Raw genomic sequence first — 25,623 nt, 5'->3', positions numbered from 1 at the left:
CCCTGGCGGTAGGCCCCCGCCCCCACCACTTGCTGCTGCGCCCCCAGGCGCCGGCAACGCACCTCGAAACCCTCGCCATCCAGGTAATAGGTCAGGCCACGCTTGACCCCCAGGTTGAGTTCATAGTCCAGCGCCAAGGCATCCAGGAAGCCGGTGCACAACTGCTGCGCCTGCAGCAGTGCCTGGCGTGGATCGGGCCCGAGGATCTCCAGTCCCAGCTGGGTGAATTCACGGTAGCGCCCGGCCTGGGGCTTCTCGTAGCGATAGCAACGGGCAACGTAGAAGAACATTGCCTGCCTCCGTCCCGCCAGCAGCTGGCCAGCGGTTTCCTGGAACAGCGCGGTGGCTTCCGGGATCAGGCAGCACGGGCGTCCGGCCTTGTCGGCGAAGGCCCACATCTGGCCGATGACTTCACTGCCACCGGCCTTCTCGATGAAGGTGTCCTGGCCCCACAAGGCCGGGACTATGACCTCTTCAGCACCCGCTTCGATGAAGCCAGCTCCGGAACCGGCCCTCCAGGATGCGCAGGTTGGCGGCTTGTTCGCCGGTGATCATTCGCGTGCCACGGAGCATGGTCATGGGTAGTTCCTCAGGTTTTTTACAGACAATAAAAAAGGCGCCTTGCAGGGCGCCTTGGTGGTGAATCGAGGGTCAGTGGCGAGGGATGCGCATCACTGACGGCTCGACGCGCATACGCGACCACGGCCCCTGGAATGAGGTCGATGGTGATGGGTGCGATTGCCGAGCCGGAAAAAATTCATGGCGCATCCTGGCATAGCGGATGCGCCGATGCCAAGCCTACTGACGCGCCATGCAACGCTGATAGCGCTCGTCCACCCGCTTGGCGAACCAGGCGGTGGTCAGCTGGCGCGTGATCTTCGGGCTCTTGAGCTCGATGCCCGGGAGTATCTGCCGCGGTACGCCCTTGCCCTTGGCCTGGTCGGCCAGGGCGAACACCTTGCGGTACAGCGCGGTTTGCTCGAACTGCGCACTGTCGCCCTGCTCCAGCTGGTCGCGAATCACCGGGTTGCGCAGCCCCAACTGCTTGCCCAGGGTGCGTACTGCCAGCTCGGTGCTGCCGGGCAGGATCGAGTCGTAGCGGATCAGGTCGCCATCGAGCGCCAGGCGAATCCCGCTGAGCTGGCTCACTGCGGCCTGGAACGCGGCATTGCGACTGGCGTACCAGCCAGCGTTGAAGTCGGCGAAGCGATACAGCGGCTGAGGATAGCTCACCGGATAACCCAGCAGGTGGGCGATGCCGAAGTACAGGCCACCGCGACGACTGAAGACCTCATGGCGGATCGAGTCCCGGGGTGAATAGGGATAGCCCTGGGCATGTTTCTCGGCAAAGGCGATGCTGACCTGCATCGGCCCGCCGGTGTGCACCGGGTTGAAACCACCGAACAGGGTCTGCCCCATGGGCACCTGGCCGATGAAGTCATCGAAGATCGCACTCAGCTCCTTTTCGGTACGGGCCTTGGCCAGGCGCTGGCTGTAGGACTGGCCATCGCCGGAGCGCACCTGCAACGCGGCGCTGACCAGCATCGCCGGCACATGCACCTTGGCCGCGCGACGATCGACTTCATCCCGGGCAATGCGCCCCAGGCCCGGCACCGCCGGATCGACCTGGAAACCGGACTCCTGCTCGGCCACCGCCAGCACCGCGCACAGGTTGCCGGGACTGGGCTCGAGCCCCTGGGCGCTGAATGCCACCTGGATATCCCGGGCCCAGCCCTGGCGATCGTTCACCTGGGCGGGCAACAGTCGCAGGATGCGCGCCTGGACCTGCTCGGCAGGTATCTGGGGCGAGCGGGAACCGGGCTGGCTGGCACAACCGGCCAACAACAGCAGGCCCAGGAAACTGCCGACAAGGCGATGTGAAATCATGGTTCTCCAAGGAAAGTCGGGACCCGGTCCCATGCAAGTAAAGCAACGAACGCGAGCTTCGACCGAAGAGCTGTAGCGCCGTTCCCCTGCCCCGCTGTGATCGGCTTCGTATAGCCGCTACTGCAAGCTCGGCAGCGGTTACAGATCCGCTCAAATCGCCGGCAACAAGAACAGGGCCGACTAGAATCCATCTACTGCACATCCCCGCCTGGGTGTATGTTCGACGACTCCCCCGCCTTGCCAAGGAGTTCTGCCCGGATGTTGAACCTGGATTTCTTGATCACCAGCCTGATCGTCGTGCTGATCCCCGGCAGCGGCGTGATCCTCACCATTTCCACGGCCCTGCTGGCCGGCAAGCGCGCCAGCCTGTTCACCGCCATCGGCTGCACCGGCGGGATAGTCCCGCACCTGCTGGCCTCGATCCTCGGCCTGTCGGCGATCCTGCACACCAGCGCCTTGGCGTTCCAGGGCCTGAAGTTCGCCGGGGTCGCCTACCTGCTGTACCTGGCCTACGCCACCTGGCGCGATCGCTCGGCCTTCGCCGTCGACAGCAACGCGGTCAGCCAGGGCGCCGGCGCGCTGATGCTCAGGGCCTGCCTGCTGAACATCCTCAACCCCAAGCTGACGATCTTCTTCCTCGCCTTCCTGCCGCAGTTCATCAGCCACGACGGCAGCGACCCGATCCCGCAGATGCTGCTCTTGAGCGGCGTGTTCATGGCCATGACCTTCTTGGTGTTCGTGCTCTACGGCCTGCTGGCCAACCTGTTCCGCACCGCGGTGATCGAGTCGCCCAAGGTCCAGGACTGGCTGCGCCGCAGCTTCGCCGCCAGCTTTGCCGGCCTGGGGCTGAACCTGGCCTTCGCCCAGCGCTGAACCCGTGGCAAAGCGCCAGGCCCATGACATTGACTTCCTTGCCGAGGATCCAGACATGAACTGCAGCGACGTACTGATCAGCGGCGCCGGCCCCACCGGCCTGGTCCTGGCGCTCTGGTTGCGCCAGCAAGGGGTCAAGGTGCGGATCATCGACAAGACCCACGGCCCGGGCACCACGTCCCGGGCCCTGGCGGTGCAGGCCCGGACCCTGGAGCTGTATCGCCAGCTGGGCCTGACCCAGGCCATCGTCGAGCGTGGCTACCACGTGCCGGCGGTGAACCTCTGGGTCAAGGGCGAGCGGGCCGCGCAGTTGCCGTTCAATGCCATCGGCGGCGACCTGACGCCCTACCCCTTCCTGCAGATCTTCCCCCAGGACGAACACGAGCAACTGCTGATCGAGCGCCTGGCCCTGCTGGGCACCCAGGTCGAGCGCGACACCGAACTGCTGGCCTTCACCGACCACGGCCACCTGGTCAACGCCCGGCTGCGCGGCCCCGACGGCCGCGAAGAACACTGCCAGGCGTTCTACCTGGCCGGTTGCGACGGTGCCCACTCCGTCGTGCGCAAGACCCTGGGCAGCGCCTTCCCCGGCGGCACCTACCAGCAGGTGTTCTACGTCGCCGATGTCGAGGCCGGCGGCCCGAGCCTCGATGGCCAGTTGCATGTGGACCTGGACGATGCCGACTTCCTTGCGGTGTTTCCCCTGGCCCAGAGTGGCCGGGCGCGACTGATCGGCACCGTGCGCGACGAACGCGCCGAGCACCCGGAGCACCTGCGCTTCGAGGATGTCAGCCAGCGCGCCATGCACCAGCTCAAGGTGGAGGTCGGCCAGGTCAACTGGTTCTCCAGCTACCGGGTGCACCATCGGGTGGCCGAGCAATTCCGCTGCGGCCGGGCGTTCCTGCTCGGCGACGCGGCGCACCTGCACAGCCCCGCTGGCGGCCAGGGCATGAACACCGGGATTGGCGACGCGATCAACCTGGCCTGGAAGCTGGCCGCGGTACTCAAGGGCCACGCCAGCGAGAGCTTGCTGGACAGCTACGGCATCGAGCGCATGGAGTTCGCCCGGCGCCTGGTGGCCACCACCGATCGGGTGTTCAGCTTCGCCACCGCCGATGGGCCGATCGCCCAGCTGGTGCGGACCCGCCTGGCGCCCCTGCTACTGCCGAAGATCGCCGCCGTGGAGCGGGCCCGGGAGTTCCTGTTTCGCACCGTGTCGCAGATCACCCTGAACTACCGCGGCATGCCCCTGAGCGCCGGCGGCGTCGGCCCGGTGCACGGCGGCGATCGCCTGCCCTGGGTCAGGACCGAGGGGCAAGACAATTTCGACAGCCTGGAGTACCTGGGCTGGCAGGTGCATGTGTATGGCGAGGCGAATGAGGATTTGCGCGACTGGTGCCAGGCCCGGGGTGTCCCATTGTCGAGCTTCGACTGGCTGCCGGCCCATGCCGAGGCCGGGCTGGTGCGCAACGCCCTGTACCTGCTGCGCCCCGACACCTACGTCGCGCTGGCGGAGCGTTCGGCCGACCCGCAGGTGCTGGAGCGGTATTTCCGTGAACGGCAGATATCCCCACAGCTCGCCACGGCGTTGCCCAGGACGCCGTGAGACCTGCCGCGCTCCATCGGTATTGGCAAGGCGGTTCCGGCATCAGCCGGCCCCGCCTCAGGGGCCTTAGAAGTCGGCCTTGACCGACAGGGTGAAGTTGCGCGGATCACCATAGAAGTTGCCGAAGTTCTCGGTACCGATGGTGGTGTAGTAGCGCTTGTCCAACAGGTTGTTGCCGTTCAGCGCCAGGGACCAGGTGTCGTCGATGCGGTAGCCGATCCGCCCGTTCCAGATGGCATAACCGGCCTGGCTGATGTGCTTGCCGCTGGCAGGCGAGACGCGGAAGTTGTCGCTCTGGGCATTGACCCCGGCCCCCAAGGTAAAGCGCTCCAGAGCACCTCCCAGCTGGTAGTCGCCCCAGACGCGCAACAGGTGCCGCGGTACATAGGAGTTGAATGGCTGGCCGTTGTTGTTGCGGTCGGCGTCCTCCAGGGTCTTGGTCTGGGTATAGGTGTAGCCGGCCAGCACCTGCAGGCGCTCGATCACCTCGCCACTGACTTCGGCTTCAAAGCCCTGGGCGCGGACCTTGCCCGAGTTCATCGAACACGTACTGTCGGGGCATGCCGGGTCGTCCTGCTGGGCATCCTGCTGGATCGTGCGGAACAGGCTGAAGGCGCTGTTCAGGCGGCCATCGAACCACTCGCCCTTGATCCCTGCTTCGTAGCTCTTGCCCACCAGCGGCTTGAGGGTGGTGCCATCCAGGGTCCGATAGTTGCCCTGGGGGGTGAAGATGCTGGAATAGCTGGCATACAGCGTCAGGTTGTCGTTGAGGTCATACAAGATCCCGGCGAACGGGGTGACCTCGCCGGTTTCCTTGGAACGGGTACTGCTGGGCGTACGCGTTTCGCGCCAGTAGGCCACGGCATCGTTCTGCGACTTGTACCAGCTGACCCGGCTGCCCATCACCAGGGTCAGCGGGTCGGCCAGTTTCAGGCGCAGGGTGGAATACAGCCCTTGCTGCTGGATCCGTATATCGGAGGGGCCGCCCCGGCTGGAGTTGGCCTGGTAGTAGCTGTCATCGGGCTTGGGCAGGTAGTGATCGGGGTCCAGCACATTCTGCCGTTGCGGCAAACTGGCCACGGCGAAGAAGTCGTCCTTGATCGAGCGGCTGGCATTGGCCCCGACAGTCAGTTCGTGCTCCTGGCCAAAGGCCTGGAAGCGCCCGTCGACATAGGCATCGAAGCCATAGTCCACCTGGTCGTAGTCAAAGGTGCTGGCCAGCATCAGGGTATTGGAGCGGCTGGCGCCCACCGGCACCGAGCCGCTGGGGAACGCGTACTCGATGTCCTGGGTGTTGCGGCTGTAGACCCCGGCCACCTTCAGCGCCCAGTCATCGTTGAGCTGCTGCCGGAGGTCGGCGAAATAGGTCGCGCGCTTGCTGCGCGAGTTGTTCCAGGCGGCGTTCAGGCAAGTCGAACGGCCGAGCTTGAGATCGTTGCCATCGCTATAGCGCGGCAGGCCGCCCCAGCATGGGCGCGAATCGACGTCTTCATAGGCCATGCCCAGGCCCAGGGTGGTGTCGTCACCAAGATCGAAATCCAGGGCGCCGTAGTAGACCTGGTCCTTGCGCTCGCCCAGGTCATAGAAGTACTGCCGGGTCTGCTGGGTGACCACCGCCCGGCCACGGACCGTGCCGGCATCGTTCAACGGCCCGCCGGTGTCCACCTGGGTCCGATAGTTGTCCCAACTGCCGGCGGACATCGCAAGCTCGGTGTGCGGCGTGGCCTGGCCACGCTTGCGCACGAAGTTCACCGAGCCTGCGGTACCGCCCGCGCCCTTGAGCATGCCGGCGGCGCCACGCAGGATCTCCACCCGATCATAAAAGGCCATGTCGCTGCTGAAGCTGTCGGCCTGCACGTAGCTGCTGCCCATGTCCAGGGGCACGCCGTCGTACTGGTACTGGCCGGTCATGCGAAAGCCCCGGGAGTAGAAGTACTTGCCGCCCATGGGCGAGTCGTAGAGGGTGATGCCCGGGGTTTTCTCCATCACCTGGTCGATGGTGTTGAGGTTCTGGTCATCGAGCATCTTGCGGGTAATCACGGTCACCGACTGCGGGGTTTCCTTGAGCGAGTGCTGGCCCTTGCCGATGGTCACCGCGCCCGTGGTGTAGGAGCCGGAGTATTCGGTGGTCGCCCCCAGATCCTGGCCCTGGACCTGGGTGGTGCCCAACTGCAAGGCGCCGCTGCCCTGGGGTACGGGGCGCAAGACATAGCTGCCGTTGCTCTGGGGTTCGGACTGCCAGCCACTGCCGGCAAGGATCCGCGCAAAACCTTCCTGCACGCCATAGTCGCCCTGCAGGCCGGCTGAGCGCAGGCCAGCGGTCTGCCGGGCATCGAAGGAAATGGCCGCCCCCGCGGCGCTGGCATAACGGCTCAACACCTCGGTGAGCTCGCCAGCGGCGATATCGAAGTGGCGAACTCGCGTCTGCTCGCTGGCAGCCACCGCCATTGCCGGTACCAGCACCATGGCGTGGGCCGTCAGCGCCCCCCACAACCCGATCCTGACTGCCAGCACCCGCTTGGACTTGTGTACATCAGACATGCTTTGCCATCCCCCAATCCTGAAAATGAATCCACTGGGGGATGAGCCGGACCAGGCCCGACAATAGTGCAAACGCGAACAATTATTTTTCACGCAGCCGATCAGCCCACGTGGCTGGCGGAAATCCGCACCCAATACCGGGTATAGCGCTTGACCTGCAACGAGAAGCCGCTTTGCAACGCCGCCAGGGCTCGATCGGTGTCGTCGATGGGAAAGGCCCCGGAGACCTTCAGCCCGGCGATCTGCGGATCGCACTGCAAGACCCCGCGCCGGTAGCGCGAAAGGTCGGCCAGCAATTCACCCAGGGGGCGGTCGATGGCGATGATGCTGCCTTGGCGCCAGGCGCCCACCGATGCATCGTTGGGCCGCAAGGCGGCAAAGTCCCGGGCGCTGAACGCCAGTTGCTGGCCGGCCTCGACCCGGCGCGGCGCACTGCCATGCCCGAGACTGACCTGCACCGCATGCTCGAGCACCGCGACCTGGTCTTCATGCTCGTCGCTGCGCAACAGGAAGCGCGTGCCCAGGGCCAGCACCTTGGCGTGCCGGGTGAACACCTGGAATGGTCGCTGCAACGAGTCGGCACCGGTGCTGACCAGCATCTCGCCCCAGAGCAAGGACACCTTGCGTTGCTCGCCGTCGAACTGCACGTTGACCGACGTATTGGTATTGAGCAGCAGCGAGCTGCCGTCCGCCAAGCCTACTTCCCGGCGTTCGCCGACCTGGGTGCGATAGTCGGCCAACAGTTGCTGGGCGCTGTCGCTACGCCAGCCCAGCCACCCCAGGGAGCCCGCCGAAGCCAGCACCACCAGGTTGCGCATCAACTGACGACGCGAACGCCCGGCTCCGCGCAACGTGGAACCGGCGAGGCCACCGGGCAGCGCCGACATCTGCTCACCCAGTGCCTGCATCTGCGCCCAGGCCTCGCGGTGCAACGGATCGGCCGCCAGCCATTCACGCCACGCCGCCTGCTCCTGTTCACTGGCCGTACCGGAGCGCAGTTGGGCATACCAGCGGGCGGCGGCGCTGATGGCCTGGCGCTCGCCTACGCTCAATTGCAGCGGTGGCAGGCTCATCCGCGTTGCATCCGCATCTGCATCAGGCAGCAATGCTCCATCGCCTTGGCCATGTAGTTGTTGACGCTGCGTACCGACACCCCCAGGCGCATGGCGATCTGCTCGTAGGTCAGGCCATCGCACTGGGACAGCAGGAAGGCCTGCTTGACCTTGGCCCCCAGCCCATCGAGCAAGCGGTCGATCTCCATCAGGGCCTGCAGCAGCATGCCCTGCTCTTCAGGCGAGGGGTGCTCGGCCTCGGGCACCTGGGCCAGGGCCTCGAGATAGGCCTGCTCCAGGGAGCGACGACGGAACAGGTCGATCAGCAAGCCATTGGCGATCCGCGACAGATAGGGCCGAGGCTCACGGATCTCCAGGGCATTGCGCGCCTTGAGCACCCGCACGAAGGTGTCCTGGGCGAGGTCCGCCGCATCGCAGGTGTTGCCCAGGCGGCGGCGCAGCCAGCCCTGGAGCCAGCCATGATGGTCGAGATAGAGGTCGTTGACGGCACAGCTCAGGGTTAAGTCGTCGGCGGGCATGACAGAGGGGATTCATATTTGATAATGAATCGCATTGTCATGTAGGGGCGGAAGGCTTGGCAATAGCCACGAACGTCGCGATGACGTCCGTGGTCTTGGGCACCGGCGCGGCGGGAGTCAGATCCCGGCCAGGGCCAGGTCCATGGCGAAGTAGGTGAAGATCAGGTCGGCGCCGGCACGCTTGATCGAGCCCAGGCTCTCGCGTACCACGCGCTGCTCGTCGATCGCCCCGGCCTGGGCACCGAACTTGATCATCGCGTACTCGCCACTGACCTGGTACGCCGCCACTGGCAGGCGCGAGGCTTCGCGGATGTCGCGGATGATGTCCAGGTAGGCGCCCGCCGGCTTGACCATCAGCGAGTCGGCGCCCTCCTGCTCGTCCAGCAACGACTCACGCACCGCTTCGCGGCGGTTCATCGGGTTCATCTGGTAGCTCTTGCGGTCGCCCTTGAGCGCGCTGCCGCCGGCTTCGCGGAACGGGCCATAGAGCGCCGAGGCGAACTTGGTGGAATAGGCCATGATCGGCGTCTGGGTGAAACCGGCGGCATCCAGGGCCCGGCGGATCGCCTGGACCTGGCCGTCCATGGCTGCCGACGGGGCGATCACGTCGGCACCGGCACGGGCGGCGGCCACGGCCTGCTTGCCGAGGTTGATCAGGGTCTGGTCGTTATCCACCTCATGGCCGTGCATCACGCCGCAATGACCATGCTCGGTGTACTCGCAGAAGCAGGTATCGGACATCACCACCATCTCCGGCACCGCGTCCTTGGCGATGCGCGACATGCGCGAGACCAGGCCGTTTTCCTGCCAGGTATCGCTGCCGTCGCCATCCAGGTGGTGGGACACGCCGAAGGTCATCACCGACTTGATCCCGGCGCGGGCATAACGCTCGATCTCGCTGGCGAGCTTGGACTCGGGAATGCGCATCACGCCGGGCATGCTTTTGATCGGCACGAAATCGTCGATTTCCTCCTCGACGAAAATCGGCAGTACCAGGTCGTTGAGGGTGAACTCGGTTTCCTGGAACAGGCTGCGCAGCTGTTCGGAGCGACGCAGGCGACGAGGACGGGCTTCTGGAAACTGACTGGACATGGTTTTTCCTAAGGCTGGGCGCGGGACAACTTGAGCTATATCGAAAAAAGGCTGAAAGCTTATGCCTGCGGCCGCCCGGGTACAAACCCGGGATGCTCAAGAGAGCCTTGCCGATCAGGTAACAATCGCCGGCAACCCCGGTGTTCAGGCACTCGCCACGAGGGCCGGGCGGCTTGCTGCGACGATCCGCCGCAAGCATGCCAGGGCAGTTCCGGGGCTGGACTACAGCGTCAGATGTCCATCGATGCAGGTCACTGCGTTGCCACCGATCCACACCTCGTCTCCCACCTGTTCCACCTCGATGCAACCGGCGCGCCCCATGCTCAGGCCCTGGCTGACCCGATAGCGCGCCGGGGCCAGACCCGCCCCCAGCAACCACTGGGCAATGCCGGCGTTCAAGCTGCCGGTGGCCGGGTCCTCGGGCATGCCGTCGCCAGCGATGAAGGCCCGGACTTCGAACTGCGCATCGCTCTCGTCGCGCTCCGGGTCGCAAGGGGCGATCACCCCCACCGCCAGGCCGCTCAACTGCGAATAGTCGGGTTGCAGCTCCAGCACCTGCTGGCGCTTGGCGAGCATCACCGCCAGCCAGCCAGCGCCGTTATCGACCCACTGGGCATCGACGAGCGCCCATGGCGCCAAGCGCAGGCCCTGGCACACCTGCTCCAGCAATTCGGGCGCCACCGGCCCGGAGCGCAGCAGGGGCGGCGCCAGGAATGCCAATTGCTGCCCTTGGCGACGGATCCGCACCAGGCCCACCGCGCACTCCTGGATGATCTCCTGGCCCTTGGGCACCCCACCGGACTCCAGCCAGGCATGGCAGCTGCCCAGGGTCGGGTGGCCGGCGAACGGCAGCTCGTCCAGGGTGGTGAAGATCCGCAGGCGATAGTCGGCACGCGGGTCCCGCGGCTTGAGGATGAATGTGGTTTCACTGAGGTTGGTCCAGTTGGCGAACCTCGCCATTTGCTGGTCGTCGAGCCCATCGGCATCGAACACCACGGCCACCGGGTTGCCTTTGAGGGGCGTGGAACTGAAGACGTCGACCTGCTTGAAGCCCAGGGAGTTCATGGGGTGTCCTGTTGTTGTACTTGGGGGACGGCGAGTCTACGCCGCCGCGCCCACCTCGTGTAGCCGCTCCTCCAGGCTGCGCACGGTATTGCAGGGCCCGCAGGGATCGAGACCTGCTGGAGAATTCCCATGCAAGGCCCCACAGGCCTTCGCGCAGCCTCGCCCTGGCTCGACAGCGGCAACAGATCTTCGCTTCGTCGCTGTCGCAGGTGCGACTTACTGCACCGGCAGGAAGTTCATCAGCAACAGGCTCTGCGCATAGTTGAGTCCCACCCGCCGATAGCGCTCGTCGAGGATCTGCGTCAGCAAGTCCAGGCGCGCGACGATCTTGCCGAACTCCACGGCGAAACTCAGGTTGCTGCCCTCCTCCGAGATCTCGTTGGAGAACAGCAGCAATACGCCGCTGGCATCCTGGCGCTGGCCCAGCATCCAGGTGGCTTTTTCGATATTGCGCGCGGCATTGCTGATGAATTGCGGGTCCAGCGTGTCGGTCATGTAGAACTCGGTGCGCCCGCCATGGGCGGTCACCAGCATGCTGCCGATGGCGTAGATGAAGGCGCCGACCCGGTCGCCCTGGAACTCCGGGCTCAGGGAATAGCTCAGGGCCGCCAGGTCCCGGCGATCGCCCAGGGCCGGCAGCGGCTGGCGCTGTTCGATGGCATTGCGGATCTCCCGCTGCGCCGTGGTGCCATCGGGGTACCCGGACTTGCGCCACTGGCTGGGGTTGCGCAGGTACAGCTTGCCCATCAGCAGGTACAGGCTCTGCAGGTTGTCGCGCATGCCGATGGTGGCCATGCGATCGACGCTGGTCTGGAAGAACTCGTCGGCCTTGCCATTGCGAAACTGGTTGGCGATATCACGCCCCTGCTGCTGGGTGCAGCCGGTGGCGCCGAGCATCAGCAGGCCTGCCAATAGCAAGGTGGGAAACGGGGTTTGCATCATGCAAGAAGAGGGAGCGTAGGCCATCGGCACCGGGTCGACATTCACGGGCTGCAGCGGGGATCGGCGCAGCCAGGCCTGCCCATAGAACGCAAAACGGTAAAAAAGTGCGATGGCCATGGCCGGCCATCGCCAAATCGCCCGCTGTCGGGCGCTAGAGCCGACTGGGTGAAACGATGATCTTGACGTTGTGCTCCTTGTTGTTGACCAGCTCCTCGAAACCCTGGCCGACGATGTCCTCCAGCTGGATGCGCCCGGTCACCAGCGGCGTGATATCCAGGCGGCCATCGGCGATGAAGGCGATCACATCGGCGAACTCACCGTTGTAGGCCAGGGCTCCCAGCACCTGCTTCTCGGTGGCCACCAGTTCGAAGAAGTTGAACTGGCTGGGCTCCTCGAAAATGCCCACCAGCACGCACTTGCCGGCCTTGCGCACCAGGTCGATGGCCAGCTTGGCGGTGTGCTTGTTGCCGATGCACTCGAAGCTGACATCGGCCCCCAGGCCACCGGTCAGGCGCTTGACCTCGGCCAGGGCATCGCACTCCTTGGGATCGAGCACCAGGCTGGCGCCCACCTCCAGGGCCTTGGCCTTGCGCGCCCCGGACATTTCCAGGGCGATCACCTGGGCCGCGCCGGCGGCCTTGGCGCACATGATGGTGCACAGGCCGATGGTGCCGGCGCCGACCACCACCACGTTCTGCCCCAGCAGGCTGCCGGCCTTTTTCACCGCGTGCATGCCCACCGCCAGCGGCTCGATCAGCGCCCCGGCCTCGGCGGGAAAGTTGGCCGGCAAGGCGTACAACAGGTTGGCCGGCACGTTGACCAACTCAGCGAAGGCGCCGTTGTTCATCAGCCCGGTGAAGGCCAGGTTCTCGCAGATGTTGTACAGCCCGTGGGTGCAGTAATAACAGGTACCGCAGTGCTGGCAGGCGTCCGCCGCCACGGGCTGGCCAACACTGAAGCCCTGGACCCCGGCGCCGAGGGCGACGATCTGGCCGCAGAACTCGTGGCCAAGGATGCACTGGCCCTTGATCCCGGTCAGCGGGTGCGGCGCCTGCACCGGAATGAACACCGGACCTGCCACATATTCATGCAGGTCGGAACCGCAAATGCCGCACCAGTCGACGCGGATCTGCACCCAGCCGGCAGGCGGCGCTTCGGGCAGGGGCACGTCTTCGACACGGATATCGTGGCGGCCGTGCCAGACCGCGGCGCGCATGCTGGCAACTGGCTTGAGGGAAACGCTCATCGTGGCTTCTCCTGATTGTCGTAGAGCTGCGACGGCCCCCTGGCCGGCGCAGCGAACCTCAGTGCTGCTGGATGAAGTCGAGGATCAGGCGATTGACCTGCTCCGCGCTTTCCATCTGCACCATGTGCCCCTGCCCCGGCAGTACCTCGACCTGCGCCTTGAGATCGGCGCTGTGGCTCACCGGGATGATCCGGTCGTCGCTGCCCCAGATCACCAGCACCGGCAGCTCGCCGCCCTGCACCACCGGACGCAGGTCGGCCTGCTGGCGGCCGTTGGTAAACAGCGTGCCTGCCAGCTGCCCGAGGGCCTGCTGCACCCCTTCCAGGCGCTTGTACTTGAGCATGTCGTCGAGCATCTGCCGGTTCACCAGCTCGGGGTTGGAGAACAGCTGCACCAACTGCGGTTTGAGCGCATTGCGATTGCCCGCCTCGACGAAGCCTTGCAGGTAGTCGCCATTGATCTCATGGCCCAGGCCGGCACTGGCGATCAGCGTCAGGGAGCGCACTCGGTGCGGCGCCAGGCGCGTGGTGTCGAGGCACACCGCACCGCCCATGGAATGCCCCACCAGGTGTGCCTGGGCGATGTCCAGGTGATCCAGCAGCGCCAGCAGCACCTCGCTCAGCTCGTCCAGGTCGCCCCGCTGCAAGGCCTTGGCCGACTCGCCGTGGCCCGGCAGGTCCAGGGCGATCACCCGGCGCCCGGTGGCCAGGGCTTCATGGTTGAACAGCCAGTTGTTGAGGTCGCCGCCAAAACCGTGCACCAGCACCAGCGGCGTACCGCCTTCACCCCGTTCGAAATAACGGATCAGCCGGCCGCCCAGCTCGACCTTCTGCGGCGCCGGGCCGCTGTCTTCGTCGGCGTTGTCGCCGGGCACGAAGCTGGCCTGGAACCGCTCGATCACCGCGTCGATCTCGGCGTCGCTGGCCTCGCCCTCCACCACGATGCCCAGCAGCGCGCCCACCGCCAGGGTCTGGTCCTGGCGCGCCACCTGGCGACGCAGGATGCCGGAGAACGGCGCCTCGACACTGCTGGAGATCTTGTCGGTCTCCACGTCCAGCACTTCATCGCCCTTGCTGATGCTCTGGCCTTCTTCCTTGAGCCAGGCATCGACCCGGCCTTCGGTCATCGACAGGCCCCACTTGGGCATGGTCAGGGTATGGATCTGGCTCATCGGCGGCTCCACTCGATCAGGTTCAGCACGGCGTTCTCGATCTTCGCCGCGTCGGGGATGTACAGGTCTTCCAGGGCGTCGGAGAACGGCACCGGGGTATGGGGCGCGGTGACCATCTCGATCGGCGCCTTGAGGGCGGCGAAGGCTTTTTGCGCCACCAGGGCGGAGATGTCGGTGGCCATGGAGCAACGCGGGTTGGCTTCGTCGATCACCACCAGGCGCCCGGTCTTCTCCACGCTTTCCAGGATGCTGTCCTCATCCAGCGGGCTGGTGGTGCGCAGGTCGATGACCTCGCAATCGATGCCACGCCCGGACAGCGCGCGGGCCGCGTCCAGGGCGGTGTTCACCGTACGCCCGTAGGACACCAGGGTCACGTCATTGCCGTCGCGCAGGAAGTTGGCCTCGCCGAAGGGAATCGCATAGGACTCCTCCGGCACCTCGCCTTGCAGGCTGTAGAGCAGCTTGTGCTCGCAGAAGATCACCGGGTCGTTGTCGCGGATGGCCTGGATCAGCAAGCCCTTGGCGTCGTAGGGCGACGAGGGGCAGACCACCTTCAACCCGGGGATGTGGGTCCACAGCGAGGTGAGCATCTGCGAATGCTGGGCCGCGGCACGCAGGCCGGCGCCGACCATGGTGCGGATCACCAGCGGGGTCTGGGCCTTGCCGCCGAACATGTAGCGAAACTTGGCCGCCTGGTTGAGGATCTGGTCCAGGCAGCAGCCGGCGAAGTCGACGAACATCAGCTCGCACACCGGGCGCACGCCCCGGGTGGCCGCGCCCACGGCGGCGCCGACGTAACCGATTTCCGACAACGGGGTATCCAGCACCCGCCCGGGGAACTGGTGGTAGAGGCCCTTGGTCACCCCGAGCACGCCGCCCCAGGCGTCGTTGTCGCCGGGGGCACCGGCGCCGCCGGCCACGTCTTCGCCCATGATGAACACGCTGGGGTCGCGGCGCATTTCCTGGGCCAGGGCTTCGTTGATGGCCTGCTGGTAACTGATTTTTCTCGCCATGATGATGGTCTCTTGTTGTTCTTGGAGGAGGCTTTGGAGCCTGTTCACGGCCGAGCGAGCGACGCTCAGGGCGCATGCGCCGAGCGACAGATCGCGGGGAGGTGCTCAGGGATAGGCGACGTACACGTCGCTGAGCAGGTCCGCCGGGCTCGGCTTGGGATCGCTCTTGGCCTTGCGCACCGCGTCTTCGATCAGCGCTTGCACCTGGGCATCGATGTCGTCCAGCTGGCTGGCCTGTACCAGGCCCGAGCGAGTGGTGCGCTGGCGAAACTGCATCAGGCAGTCGTTGTGCTCGCGGTAATGCTTGACCTCGTCCGGGGCGCGGTAGGTCTGGGCATCGCCCTCGAAGTGGCCGTAGTAGCGGGTCAGCTTGACCTCGATCAGCGACGGTCCCTCCCCGGCCCGGGCCCGTTCCACGGCGGCGCCGGCGGCTTCATGCACGGCGAAGAAGTCGAAGCCGTCCACCGTCACCCCGGGCATGCCGAAACCTGCGGCGCGGTCGGCGATATGGTCGCAAGCCACCGACCAGTTCGAAGCGGTGGCCTCGGCATAGCCGTTGTTCTCGGCGATGAACAGGCACGGCAGGTTCCATACCGAGGCCATGTTCATGGCCTCGAACACCGCACCCTCGTTGGAGCCACCGTCGCCGAAGAACACCACCGACACGCCGTCGCTGCCTTGCAGCCGGGCCGCCAGGGCCGCGCCCACCACCAGCGGCGCCCCGGCACCGACGATGCCGTTGGCACCGAGCATGCCCTTCTCGAAATCGGCGATGTGCATGGAGCCGCCCTTGCCCTGGCAGACCCCGGTCTTCTTGCCGTAGATCTCGGCCATCATCCCGTAGACGTCCACGCCCTTGGCGATGCAATGGCCGTGGCCGCGGTGGTTGGAGGCGATGCAATCGTCATCGCGCAGGTGGGCCATGACCCCGGCGGCCGAGGCTTCCTCGCCGGCGTAGAGGTGGACGAAACCGGGGATCTCGCCCGTGGCGAACTCCACATGCAGGCGCTCTTCGAAAGCGCGGATGGTGCGCATCACCCGGTAGGCGTGCAGCAGCTGGTCAGCGTTCAGGGGTGTCGACATTTTTATTCTCCAGGGGTGTCTTCAGGCTGAAGGTTCATGGGGTGTTGCCGGTGACTGCGGTCGATGGCCAGCAGGCGCTGGCGCGCCGCGTGTTCCAGGACCGCGTTGACGTCGATGCTCAGCGGGCCGCCGGCATCCAGGGTGACCGTGGGCCGGTCACCGGGGTTGAACTCGATCTCGCGCTCGCCATCCAGGGCCAGGGTGCCGGCGCCCAGGCACAGGGACTGGGGCTGGCCCGGTTGCAGGTAGCCGGCCTCCAGTACCCCGCAGCCTTGCAACAGCCCCGGGGCCAGGGGCACCAGCAACGCCTCGGGCGAACCTGATGCCAGGCGCATCCAGGCGCCGTGGGGCTGTTGCCGGGTCACCGGCAGCCACAACCCGCAGAGCGCGGAAATACCGATGGACTGCGGCTCGGCGAAGGTCACGAAAACCTCGGCCAGGTCGCTGGCGCGGCTGATGGCCCGGGCCCCGACGAAGGCCAGGGGCGACACCGCCACGTCCACCAGGGCCACTTCGCAGAGGCCCCGGGAAGGCTCGCGCACCAGCAGCCGCTTGTTGCGCCGCAGGGCGATCTCGCCACTCACCCGGCCGCTGGCGTAGAGCCCGCCGGCCAGGCCGGCGCTGGTGGCTTCGCGCAGTTCCGGAAAGGCGTTGTTGGTGCCGGTGGACAGGGTCAGCAGCGGGATATCGCCGACCTCGGCGGCTACCGCCTTGTGGGTGCCGTCGCCGCCGAGCACGGCGATCAGCGCCACCTCGCACTCGGCCATCCAGCGGGCGGCCTGGCGGGTGTCCTCGACGCTCTGGCGCAGGGTCAGGTCGAGGAACTCCAGCTCCGGCCAGTGCTGCTCGCGGGCCTGGCGGCTGCGGCTGTTCTTCTGCACCGCGGCGGCCATGCCGGTCATGTCGGTGGGCATCAGCACCCGCTCGATACCCGTGGCGCCGAAGGCCGCCAGCAGGCGCTGGATCACCCAGACCTTGTCGGTACTGGAAAACAGCCCGGCATTGGCGGTCAGGCGGCGCACATCGCGGCCCGAGGCCGGGTTGGCGATGATGCCGACACTCAACGGGCGGCGGCTCATAAGGTCACCACAGGCAGTTCACGGCCAGGACAGTGCATGGCATACCTCGTTCTTGTTCTTGGGTGGGCCCGCCGCCGCGGGAAACCTGCGGCGGGTTGCCAAGAGCCAGAGCAAGGCCGGTGCCAGTTGTCGAAAACCTTGCGCAAAAGCCCGCCGCAGAGCGCCTGGCACGCAGGCCTCGGCGCCTTGCCCGGTGGTGCCGGTGAGACGTTGCATGCCAGGTTGCACGGGGCAGAGGCGAGACCTTGAGACGTTGCGTCTCAACCTCGCCGCCGGGCCAGCCGGTGCTTGTCCGAAGAAGCGGATCGGCGCTTAATGCGCCCACAACGATAAGAAGCTGCAACCGGAGGCCTGTCATGCTTTCCGCCCATTCCCGCGCCCATGTCGACTGCGTCAGCCGGGTCTTGAAGAACGCCGCGCACCTGCCCCAGGCGCCGGTGCCGAACCTGATCCTCGACTCCTGGCGCCGCTCCATGGAGCAGCACCACCTGGACCCGGCCTCGCTGCAGGGGCCACGCATCCTCTCCGAAGACCTGCTCAAGCAGTGCCGCGAGCGCTCGGAGCTGTTCCTGCGCATCGCCAGCGAAGAAGTGGCGCGCCTGCATGGCCAGGTGCGCGATGCCGACTACTGCGTGCTGCTCACCGACGCCCAGGGCCGCACCATCGACTACCGGGTCGAGTCCGCCATCCGCAACGATTGCCGCAAGGCCGGCCTGTACCTGGGCACCTGCTGGTCGGAGGGCGAGGAAGGCACCTGCGGCGTGGCCGCGGTGCTCACCAGCGGCGCTGCGGTGACGGTGCACAAGCGCGATCACTTTCGCGCCGCCTTCATCGGCCTGACCTGCTCCGCGGCCCCGGTGTTCGACCCCCAGGGTGGGCTGCTGGGGGTGCTGGACGTCTCGGCGGTGCGCTCGCCGGACGATCGCCGTTCCCAGCACCTGATCCGCCAACTGGTGGTACAGAGCGCGCGGGCGATCGAGCAGGCGTTCTTCATGAGCAGCGCCCAGGGCTACTGGGTCCTGCGGGCCCACGCCAGCCCGGGTTATGTCGACAGCCAGCCGGACTTCCTGCTGGCCTGGGACGACGACGGTTGCCTGCAAGCGCTGAACCCCGCCGCCCGGGCCTACCTGCTGCGCCGCCACGGCCAGGTGCCCCGGCACATCGCCCAGGTGTTCGACACCCAGCTGCTGCAGCGCGCCAGGGACCAGGCGCTGTGGCCCCTGGATGGCGAGCTGCACGGTCGCCTGCAAGCGCCGCGCAGGCCGGCCAGCCGGCCACGGCTGCCACTGGCCGGGCAGGCGCTGGACCCCAAGGTGGAGCAGAGCCTGCGCCTGGCGGTGCGGGTCAAGGATCGCCACCTGCCGGTGCTGGTCCAGGGCGAGACCGGCAGCGGCAAGGAAGTCTTCGCCCGCCAGCTGCACCAGGCCAGCCAGCGCCGCGAGCGGCCGTTCGTGGCGCTGAACTGCGCGGCGATTCCGGAAAACCTGATCGAGAGCGAACTGTTCGGTTATGTCGCCGGGGCCTTCACCGGAGCCTCCAGCAAAGGCATGCAGGGCCTGCTGCAACAGGCCGACGGCGGCACCCTGTTCCTGGACGAGATCGGCGACATGCCCCTGGCCTTGCAGACCCGCCTGCTGCGGGTACTGGCCGAGGGCGAGGTGGCGCCGCTGGGCGCCGCGCGGCGCCAGGCGGTGGATATCCAGGTGATCTGCGCCACCCACCGCGACCTGGAAGCGCTGGTGGCCGATGGCAGCTTTCGCGAGGACCTGTATTTCCGCCTGGGCGGCGCGCGCTTCCAGCTACCGCCCTTGCGCGAGCGCAGCGACCGCCTGGCGTTGATCACCAAGATCGTTGAAGAAGAGTCCCAGCGTTGCGGCACGCCCCTGCAACTGGGCGACGCGGCCCTGGAGTGCCTGCTGGGCTATCGCTGGCCGGGCAACGTGCGCCAGCTGCGCCACGTGCTGCGCTATGCCTGCGCGGTGTGCGAAGGGCCGGTGATCCAACTGCAGGACCTGCCGGAGCAGTTGCACCGGGCCAGTATCCAGGCAATCGCTACCCAGGCCCCGGACCCGGCGAGCAACCCGGAACGCCAGGCGCTGCTGGATGCCCTGGTGCGCCATCGCTGGAAACCCGTGGCCGCCGCCAAGGCCCTGGGCATCTCCCGGGCGACCTTGTACCGCCGGGTCCGGCAGCATGGCATCCAGATGCCGGGACGCAGTTGCCCCTGAGTATCGGCCGGAGTATTGGGCACATGACGACAAGCGCTCTAGCACGGCACTTTCACCCTGAAAACGGCTAGTTTCGTCCATTGGTCGCGGATGCTTTTGCCATGGAAATTACCTATGCTGGCGGCTCACAAGGAAGTCCGCTTCCCCCCGACAGGCAAGCCAAAGACCCCACTCATTCCTATGCATGATTCTCGACTCTCCCCATCCCCCACGACAGCAAGCGGCAAATCCGGCAGTCCCGCGCGACGGGGGCGCCCGCTCGGCAACCACGAGGAGAAGCGCGCAGAGCTGCTCAAAGCGGTGGTCGCCGTGGTGGCGCAAGAGGGCTACATCGGCACCTCCATGCGCCGCGTCGCCCAATATGCCAACTGCACCACTGGCGCGGTGACCTACTATTTCGCCAACAAGGAAGAGATGCTCGCCGCCGCCGCACAGGACCTGTTCGACCAGTTCGACGCCGTGCTCGAGCGCGAGGCCGCCAAGCCCCGGGTGGACATCAAGACGATCATTTCCAGCTGGCTGAGCTGGGGCAAGGGCGGCGACACCAACGCCCTGCTCGCCGCCCTCTTCCACCTGCTGACCCACGCCCGCCACGAACAGGCCCTGGCCGATATCTTCCAGCAACGCTATTGCCGCTTCCGCCAGTCCTTCGCCGCGATGTTGGCCAAGGGCCAGGCCCAGGGCGATATCCGCGACGATATCGATGCCGAGCTGCTGGCCGACCAGATCTGCGCCATGGGCGATGGCTGGAAGATGGTCCAGCCGGTGGAACCGGAACGCTTCGCCCCGGAGCGCCAGGAAGCGCTGCTCGACGCCGTGGTGATGCTGGTGGCGCCCTATAGGCCCCGTCCCCAGTAAAGGCGCTGCGGGCTAGCCCGGCCCTGCGGGCTGGAAACGCGCGCGATAGCGGCCGGGGCTCTCGCCGATCCATTTCTTGAAGGCCCGGTGGAAAGCGCTGGGCTCCTGGAATCCGGTCAATTCGGCGATCTCGCCGATGCTGGCCGCCGAGCGGCGCAGCAGGTCCACGGCGACGTTGCGCCGGACCTCGTCCTTGATCTCCTGGTAGGAGCCCCCCTCGCGCTCCAGGCGCCGGCGCAGGGTGCTGGGGCTCATCTGCAGTTCACTGGCGAAGGCTTCCAGGGTCGGCCACTGGCTGTAGTGGCTGCCCCGCAGGCGCTGGTGCACCTGGGTGGTGAGGCCGTGCTGGTTGCGAAACCGGATCACCAGCCATTGCGGGGCGCTGCGCAGGAATACCTTGAGCGAAGCCAGGTCCTGGACCACCGGCAGGCGCAACAGGCGGCTGGCGAACTCGATCTCGGTGCGCCCGGCGTTCCAGGTCAGGTTGCTGCCCCACAGCAGCACGTCGTCGTCGAGGCTGAGGCGAGCATGGCGAAACTCCGCACGATCGATGGGAATCCGCCGTCCACCCAACCAGCACAACAGGCTGATGACCAGCACCAGCAGGGTTTCCTCGGCGTAGTGCGCGCGCAGCGGCTCGGCGCCCTGGCTCTGGAGGCTGATCACCGCACGCTTGCCGCGCACGCTGAGGCTGGCGCGCAGGTCGCGCAGGAACAGGCCGAAGTTGTTCAGGCACTGGCGCAGGGCCTTCTCCAGGTTCGGTTCCTGGATCAGTCCACGACAGATGAGGGCGAAGGCCCCGGGCGGCAAGCCGTGGGAATCGAGCTGGAAGAACTCGTCGTGCAATTCACGGATCTGCATCAGCCACAGGGCCGCGAACGCGCTGCCAGGCACCCGCGCCCGGGGCTGCTCGAGGAGCGCGGGATCGATGCCAACCTCGGCCAGCAGCGCTGCCAGGCGCGCCGGCCGCGATTGCAGGGCGTGGGTCATGACCCGCAGGTAATAAGCGGCGACCGAATCGGTTTCGCGCATCTGGCAGCTGTCCTCCGGCATGGCCGCTGTGGCAAAAAACGCCAGCACGGTTGACCGCTTTCGGCATAGTCCGGCCCCCGTGCGGGGCCCTAGACTCGCGCTCGACAATGGGCCGTGCAAGGCATGGCCGCCATGCTCCGCGAAGGCAACGAACAAAGGAAGAGCTGAAGATGAATCTTGCGAACATCGGTGTGATCGGCGCCGGCACCATGGGTAACGGTATCGCCCAGGTCTGCGCCCAGGCGGGCTTTGCCGTGACCCTGCTGGACATCGCCCAGCCCGCCCTGGAAAAGGCCCTGGCCACCATCGGCAGGAACCTCGACCGGCAAGTGGCCAAGGGCGGCCTGAGCGAGGAGCAGAAGCTCGCGACCCTCGAACGCATCCGCATCAGTACCGACTACGCCACGCTCAAGGATGTCCAGCTGGTGATCGAGGCTGCCACCGAGAACCTCGAGCTCAAGCTCAAGGTGCTGCAGCAGATCGCCGCCCAGGTCAGCGCCGAGTGCGTGATCGCCTCCAACACCTCGTCGCTGTCCATCACCCAGCTGGCGGCCAGCGTCAGCGCCCCGGAGCGCTTCATCGGCCTGCACTTCTTCAACCCGGTGCCGGTCATGGGCCTGATCGAGGTGATCCGTGGCCTGCAGACCAGCGATGCGACCCACGCCCTGGCCATGGACATGGCCCAGCGCCTGGGCAAGACCGCGATCACCGCCGGCAACCGCCCGGGCTTCGTGGTCAACCGCATCCTGGTGCCAATGATCAACGAGGCGATCCTGGTGTTCCAGGAAGGCCTGGCCAGCGCCGAGGACATCGACGCCGGCATGCGCCTGGGCTGCAACCAGCCGATCGGCCCATTGGCCCTGGCCGACCTGATCGGCCTGGACACCCTGCTGGCGATCCTCGAAGCCTTCTACGACGGCTTCAACGACAGCAAGTACCGCCCCGCCCCGCTGCTCAAGGAAATGGTTGCCGCCGGCTACCTGGGCCGCAAGACCGGACGTGGCTTCCATGCCTATGGCTGAACGCTGCTCGCGCTTCGCGCAAAGCCGCGACAAGGCCCTGGAGCTGTTCGCCAGCAAGGGCTTCGGCCAGGTCGGCATGCGCGAGCTGGCCAGCCACCTGGGGCTGACGCCGGGTTCGCTGTATCACCACTACCCGAGCAAGCAGCACCTGTTGCTGGACCTGATCGAGGAGTTCTTCGACGAGCTGCACGGCACCCTCAAGCGCCTGCAGCGGCGCAAGCTCCAGGACGGCTGCCTGGTGGCGCTGATCCGCGCCCACCTGAAACTGCACCGGGAACTGCCCCGGCACTTTCGCCTGGTGGAGCGCGACAGCGGCTGCCTGAACCCCGACCAGCAGTTGCGCGTCGAGCAATTGCGCGCAGGCTACGAACAGCAGTTGCTGCAACTGCTGGGCACGCCGGTCGGGCAAGGGGAAGCCGCGCGCCGGGCCACCGCCCATGCGGTGGCCAACCTGCTCAATACCGCCCCCAGCTGGTTCCAGGAACAGCCCCTGGGCGAGCGCGAGCGCGAAGCCTTGCTGGAGAACCTGCTCAGCGGTGCCATCGAACGCCTGCTGGGCACAGGCCCGAGCCACAGCGCCGTGGCCTGAGGCCAGGCCTCAGCGCAATTGCAACGGGTCCACCAGGCCGGCGGCGATGGCCATGCCCACCAGCTCCGGCAGATGCTCGGCCTGCATGCGCTTCATCACCCGCGAGCGGTACAGGTCGATGGTCTTGATGCTGACCCCCAGCTGCTCGGCGATCTCGCGATTGGTGTAGCCCCGCACCAGCGGCAGCAGCACATCCTTTTCCCGTGGCGTCAGGCTCTCCAGGCGCTCCAGCACCCGGGCCTGCCCGGCGCCCTGGCGCTGGCGGCTGCCGGCGCGGTTCAGCGCCTGCTGCACGCTATCGAGCAGCAGTTGCTCGTTGTAGGGCTTCTCGATGAAGTCCGCCGCCCCGGCCTTGAACGCGCGGACCACGATGGGCACGTCGGCATGGCCACTGACGAAGATCAGCGGCAGGTCGATTTCCCGCTGGCGCAGCTCTTGCTGGACATTCAACCCGCCCATGCCGGGCATGCGCACATCCAGCAGCACACAGGCGTTGCGGCGCGGGTCGCAATGCTCGAGGAACTCGCGGCCACTGGTGAAGGGCACGGCCGCCAGGCCCACCGACTCCAGCAGCCAGACCGTGGAGTCGAGCATGGCCGGGTCATCGTCGACCACGTACACCAACTGCTGCGTCGCACTCGTCATGGCCTTGCTCCTGTATTCGGGGAAATGGATGGGTCGGTCTCAAGCGGCGCCGTGGCCGGCAGATGGCAGTCCATGCGCAGGCCCCGGGCCTGGGGCCGGGCCTGCAAGTCGCCACCGAAACCCTCGACGATGCTGCGGCTCATGGACAGCCCCAGGCCCAGGCCATTGGCCTTGCTGGTGTAGAACGGGGTGAACAACTGCGCCAGCTGCTGGGTAGAAACCCCGGGGCCCTGGTCGCTGACACTGATGCAGACCCCACCCTCGGCGCCGGCCATGGCCTGGAGCACGATCTGCGAGGCCTGTTGCGCATGGACCTCGCGATTGGCCTCGATGGCGTTGCGCAAGAGGTTGAGCAGCACCTGTTCCAGCAGCACCCGGTCGGCGTAGACCGGCGGCAGATTATCCGCCAGGCGCAGCTCGATCACCACCTGGCACGCCTGGGCTTCCCAGGCGCACAGGCGCACGGTTTCCCGGGCCACCTCGGCGCTGTCCAGGGCCTGGAGCCGCCGCCCGCCCTTGCGCAGGAACGCCCGCAGGCGCTTGATCACCTCGGCGGCGTGGGTCGCCTGCTCGGCGATGCGCTCCAGGCCCTGGGCCACCTTTTGCGCAGCCTGGGGCTGGGTGTCCAGTGCCTGCAGATAGCGCTGGCTGGCGTTGGCGTAGTTGACCACCGCCGCCAGCGGCTGGTTGATCTCGTGGGCGATGCCCGAGGCCAGCTCGCCCAGGGTCACCAAACGCGCGGTATGGGCCAGTTCGTCCTGGTGATGGCGCTGCTGGGCTTCGCGCAGTTCGCGCTCGCTCTGGTCATGGGCCACCAGCGAATAGAAGCGCTCGCCGCTGGCCGCCCGGTGCGCGAGGAGCATCAGCGACACCGCCACCGAGTCACCGCCCGAGGGCGGCTGCAAGCGAGTCTCGATGCTCCAGCGCCCGGTGCGCTCGGCGCATTCCCAGCCCTCTCGCTGCAGGCTTTGCAGCACCGCCGGACTGAGGATCGCCGCCAGCTCGGGCATCACCTGCCCGGGCTCCAGGCCCAGGGCGCGCCGGGCGGCCGGGTTGAGGTAGGTGACGCTGCCGCCCGGCTGGACGAACAGCACCGGATCGGGGTTGGCCTCCACCACCTCGGCCAGGCGCCGCTTGTTCTCCTCGGCCTGAACCCGGGCGGTGATGTCCCGGGATACCGCCACCACCTCCACCACCGCCCCGGTGTAGGTCTCGCGGATCGCCCGGCAGGCGGTCTCGAACCACAGGTAGTGGCCGTCGCGATGGCGGATGCGATAGGTCATGGTGTGGTAGCCGTCCTGCTCCAGGGCATCCCCGGTACGCTGCATCAGCCCGGCCAGCCCGCGGCTGTGCAACAGGCTGCGGGCGGGCATGCCGCGCAGCTCCTCGGGCCAGTAGCCGAGCAGGGTCCAGGACGCAGGCGAGGCGTCGAGGAAGCAGCCGTCGGGGGTGTGCCGGGAAATCAGGTCGGTGGTGTTCTCGGTGATCAGCCGATACAGCCGCCGGGCCCTGGCCGACTCGCGCTCGGCCTGCACCTGGGTGGTGGCCTCGCGGCAACGGGCCAGGACCCGCTGGCGATACGGGTCGGGGATGAAGGTCCAGAGCAGGATCCGCTCGCCGCACCGGGCCTCGACGTCCTCGATCGGCCGTTGCTGGTCGAGGCAGGCCCGCACCAGGGCCGGGTGGTTGACCGGCAGCCAGGCCGCCAACCCATCCCCTGTCGCACCCTCCAGCCACTGGCGCAGCGCCGGGTTCAGGTCCAGCGGCCGGGCCTCGGCATCCAGCAGCGCACTGGGCTGCGGGTCATGGCCCAGCCAGGGCGAATCCGGCAGGTGGCCTTCGCGCTGCTGGCGCAGCCAATGGCTCAAGTGAGGGGAGCTTTGCATCATCGTTGGACCTTTGGGGATCATCGGCGACAAATATAGTATTAATACTATACAACTCAGGTATTACTTCCATATCAATCCGCAAACAGTATATAAAAGCCTCCGGATAAGTCACCGAGGCGCCAACGAGCGCCTCGGTCAATAGAGCTAACAATCAGCCACCGGGTGCCCGAA

The 25,623-nt window shown here is 66.8% G+C and carries 22 protein-coding genes; 6 read left to right on the top strand and 16 right to left on the bottom strand.

The annotated features are described in order from the left end of the window. Together CAG11_RS30515 and CAG11_RS30510 are read right to left on the bottom strand one after the other, a co-directional pair. On the bottom strand, window positions 1-491 hold a 491-nt coding region (locus CAG11_RS30515), incomplete at its 3' end, for an ATP phosphoribosyltransferase regulatory subunit (protein ID WP_085600049.1). A 307-nt stretch (window positions 492-798) separates the two neighbouring features. Beyond that, a complete protein-coding gene (locus tag CAG11_RS30510) occupies window positions 799-1,887 on the bottom strand; it encodes a DUF1615 domain-containing protein (protein WP_085600035.1) in 1,089 nt (362 codons plus the stop codon). 258 nt (window positions 1,888-2,145) lie between these two features. Between CAG11_RS30510 and CAG11_RS30505 the strand changes: the two genes are divergently transcribed. Both CAG11_RS30505 and CAG11_RS30500 read left to right on the top strand, forming a co-directional pair. Further along, window positions 2,146-2,760: a LysE family translocator gene (locus CAG11_RS30505; RefSeq protein WP_085600033.1), complete on the top strand. Its 615-nt coding sequence runs from the start codon at window positions 2,146-2,148 to the stop codon at window positions 2,758-2,760. A gap of 55 nt (window positions 2,761-2,815) precedes the next feature. Next, window positions 2,816-4,366, top strand: a complete 1,551-nt coding sequence (locus tag CAG11_RS30500; protein WP_085600031.1) for an FAD-dependent monooxygenase — start codon at window positions 2,816-2,818, stop codon at window positions 4,364-4,366. Window positions 4,367-4,432: 66 nt separating this feature from the next. Here CAG11_RS30500 and CAG11_RS30495 read toward each other — a convergent pair whose 3' ends face one another. The 11 genes from CAG11_RS30495 to CAG11_RS30445 all read right to left on the bottom strand — a co-directional run bounded on the left by CAG11_RS30495 (window position 4,433) and on the right by CAG11_RS30445 (window position 17,189). Continuing rightward, window positions 4,433-6,907, bottom strand: a complete 2,475-nt coding sequence (locus CAG11_RS30495; RefSeq protein ID WP_085600029.1) for a TonB-dependent receptor — start codon at window positions 6,905-6,907, stop codon at window positions 4,433-4,435. Window positions 6,908-7,008: 101 nt separating this feature from the next. After that, the gene (locus CAG11_RS30490; RefSeq protein WP_085600027.1) at window positions 7,009-7,980 is read right to left on the bottom strand and encodes a FecR family protein; all 972 of its coding nucleotides are present in this window, start codon (window positions 7,978-7,980) and stop codon (window positions 7,009-7,011) included. Next, complete coding sequence (locus CAG11_RS30485; RefSeq protein WP_085600025.1) at window positions 7,977-8,498, bottom strand: sigma-70 family RNA polymerase sigma factor; 522 nt, start codon at window positions 8,496-8,498, stop codon at window positions 7,977-7,979. Before CAG11_RS30485 ends, CAG11_RS30490 begins: the two co-directional genes overlap by 4 nt. A 117-nt stretch (window positions 8,499-8,615) precedes the next feature. After that, window positions 8,616-9,590, bottom strand: coding sequence for a porphobilinogen synthase (gene hemB / locus CAG11_RS30480; RefSeq protein WP_022643592.1), 975 nt, complete (start codon window positions 9,588-9,590; stop codon window positions 8,616-8,618). Window positions 9,591-9,812: 222 nt separating this feature from the next. After that, a complete protein-coding gene (locus tag CAG11_RS30475) occupies window positions 9,813-10,655 on the bottom strand; it encodes a PhzF family phenazine biosynthesis protein (protein WP_085600023.1) in 843 nt (280 codons plus the stop codon). Window positions 10,656-10,871: 216 nt separating this feature from the next. After that, window positions 10,872-11,597 carry a hypothetical protein gene (locus tag CAG11_RS30470; protein ID WP_371857934.1) on the bottom strand — a complete coding sequence of 242 codons (726 nt, stop codon included), beginning with the start codon at window positions 11,595-11,597 and terminating at the stop codon, window positions 10,872-10,874. Between the two features lie 151 nt (window positions 11,598-11,748). Further along, on the bottom strand, window positions 11,749-12,813 hold the full coding sequence (locus CAG11_RS30465; protein ID WP_256578786.1) for a 2,3-butanediol dehydrogenase: 1,065 nt from the start codon (window positions 12,811-12,813) through the stop codon (window positions 11,749-11,751). An 88-nt stretch (window positions 12,814-12,901) separates the two neighbouring features. Next, entirely contained in the window at window positions 12,902-14,014 is a 1,113-nt protein-coding gene (locus tag CAG11_RS30460; protein ID WP_085600019.1) for an acetoin dehydrogenase dihydrolipoyllysine-residue acetyltransferase subunit, read from the bottom strand. Beyond that, window positions 14,011-15,027, bottom strand: a complete 1,017-nt coding sequence (locus CAG11_RS30455) for an alpha-ketoacid dehydrogenase subunit beta (protein WP_085600015.1) — start codon at window positions 15,025-15,027, stop codon at window positions 14,011-14,013. Before CAG11_RS30455 ends, CAG11_RS30460 begins: the two co-directional genes overlap by 4 nt. 105 nt (window positions 15,028-15,132) lie before the next feature. Beyond that, window positions 15,133-16,110, bottom strand: a complete 978-nt coding sequence (locus tag CAG11_RS30450; protein ID WP_085600013.1) for a thiamine pyrophosphate-dependent dehydrogenase E1 component subunit alpha — start codon at window positions 16,108-16,110, stop codon at window positions 15,133-15,135. Window positions 16,111-16,112: 2 nt separating this feature from the next. Further along, window positions 16,113-17,189, bottom strand: a complete 1,077-nt coding sequence (locus CAG11_RS30445) for an ATP-NAD kinase family protein (protein WP_085600011.1) — start codon at window positions 17,187-17,189, stop codon at window positions 16,113-16,115. 356 nt (window positions 17,190-17,545) lie between these two features. Between CAG11_RS30445 and CAG11_RS30440 the strand changes: the two genes are divergently transcribed. Next, entirely contained in the window at window positions 17,546-19,417 is a 1,872-nt protein-coding gene (locus tag CAG11_RS30440) for a sigma-54-dependent Fis family transcriptional regulator (protein WP_085600009.1), read from the top strand. Between the two features lie 114 nt (window positions 19,418-19,531). Next, window positions 19,532-20,275, top strand: coding sequence for a TetR/AcrR family transcriptional regulator (locus CAG11_RS30435; protein WP_371857933.1), 744 nt, complete (start codon window positions 19,532-19,534; stop codon window positions 20,273-20,275). 12 nt (window positions 20,276-20,287) lie between these two features. On the opposite strand, the gene CAG11_RS30430 is transcribed toward CAG11_RS30435, so the two are convergent. Continuing rightward, window positions 20,288-21,307, bottom strand: coding sequence for an AraC family transcriptional regulator (locus CAG11_RS30430; RefSeq protein ID WP_085600043.1), 1,020 nt, complete (start codon window positions 21,305-21,307; stop codon window positions 20,288-20,290). A 170-nt stretch (window positions 21,308-21,477) separates the two neighbouring features. On the opposite strand from CAG11_RS30430, the gene CAG11_RS30425 reads away from it, so the two are divergent. Both CAG11_RS30425 and CAG11_RS30420 read left to right on the top strand, forming a co-directional pair. After that, complete coding sequence (locus CAG11_RS30425) at window positions 21,478-22,329, top strand: 3-hydroxybutyryl-CoA dehydrogenase (protein ID WP_085600007.1); 852 nt, start codon at window positions 21,478-21,480, stop codon at window positions 22,327-22,329. Next, a complete protein-coding gene (locus CAG11_RS30420; protein WP_031321432.1) occupies window positions 22,322-22,918 on the top strand; it encodes a TetR/AcrR family transcriptional regulator in 597 nt (198 codons plus the stop codon). Before CAG11_RS30425 ends, CAG11_RS30420 begins: the two co-directional genes overlap by 8 nt. A gap of 9 nt (window positions 22,919-22,927) precedes the next feature. Here CAG11_RS30420 and CAG11_RS30415 read toward each other — a convergent pair whose 3' ends face one another. Then, entirely contained in the window at window positions 22,928-23,563 is a 636-nt protein-coding gene (locus tag CAG11_RS30415; RefSeq protein ID WP_085600005.1) for a response regulator transcription factor, read from the bottom strand. Next, window positions 23,560-25,449: a PAS domain S-box protein gene (locus tag CAG11_RS30410; protein WP_085600041.1), complete on the bottom strand. Its 1,890-nt coding sequence runs from the start codon at window positions 25,447-25,449 to the stop codon at window positions 23,560-23,562. The genes CAG11_RS30415 and CAG11_RS30410 overlap by 4 nt, the downstream gene beginning before the upstream one ends. Window positions 25,450-25,623 lie beyond the last annotated feature (174 nt).

The sequence above is a fragment of the Pseudomonas sp. B6(2017) genome (assembly GCF_002112765.1).
Lineage (GTDB): Bacteria > Pseudomonadota > Gammaproteobacteria > Pseudomonadales > Pseudomonadaceae > Aquipseudomonas > Aquipseudomonas piscis.
Note: the sequence above shows the minus strand (reverse complement) of the source record. Positions and strands in the feature narration are given on the sequence as shown.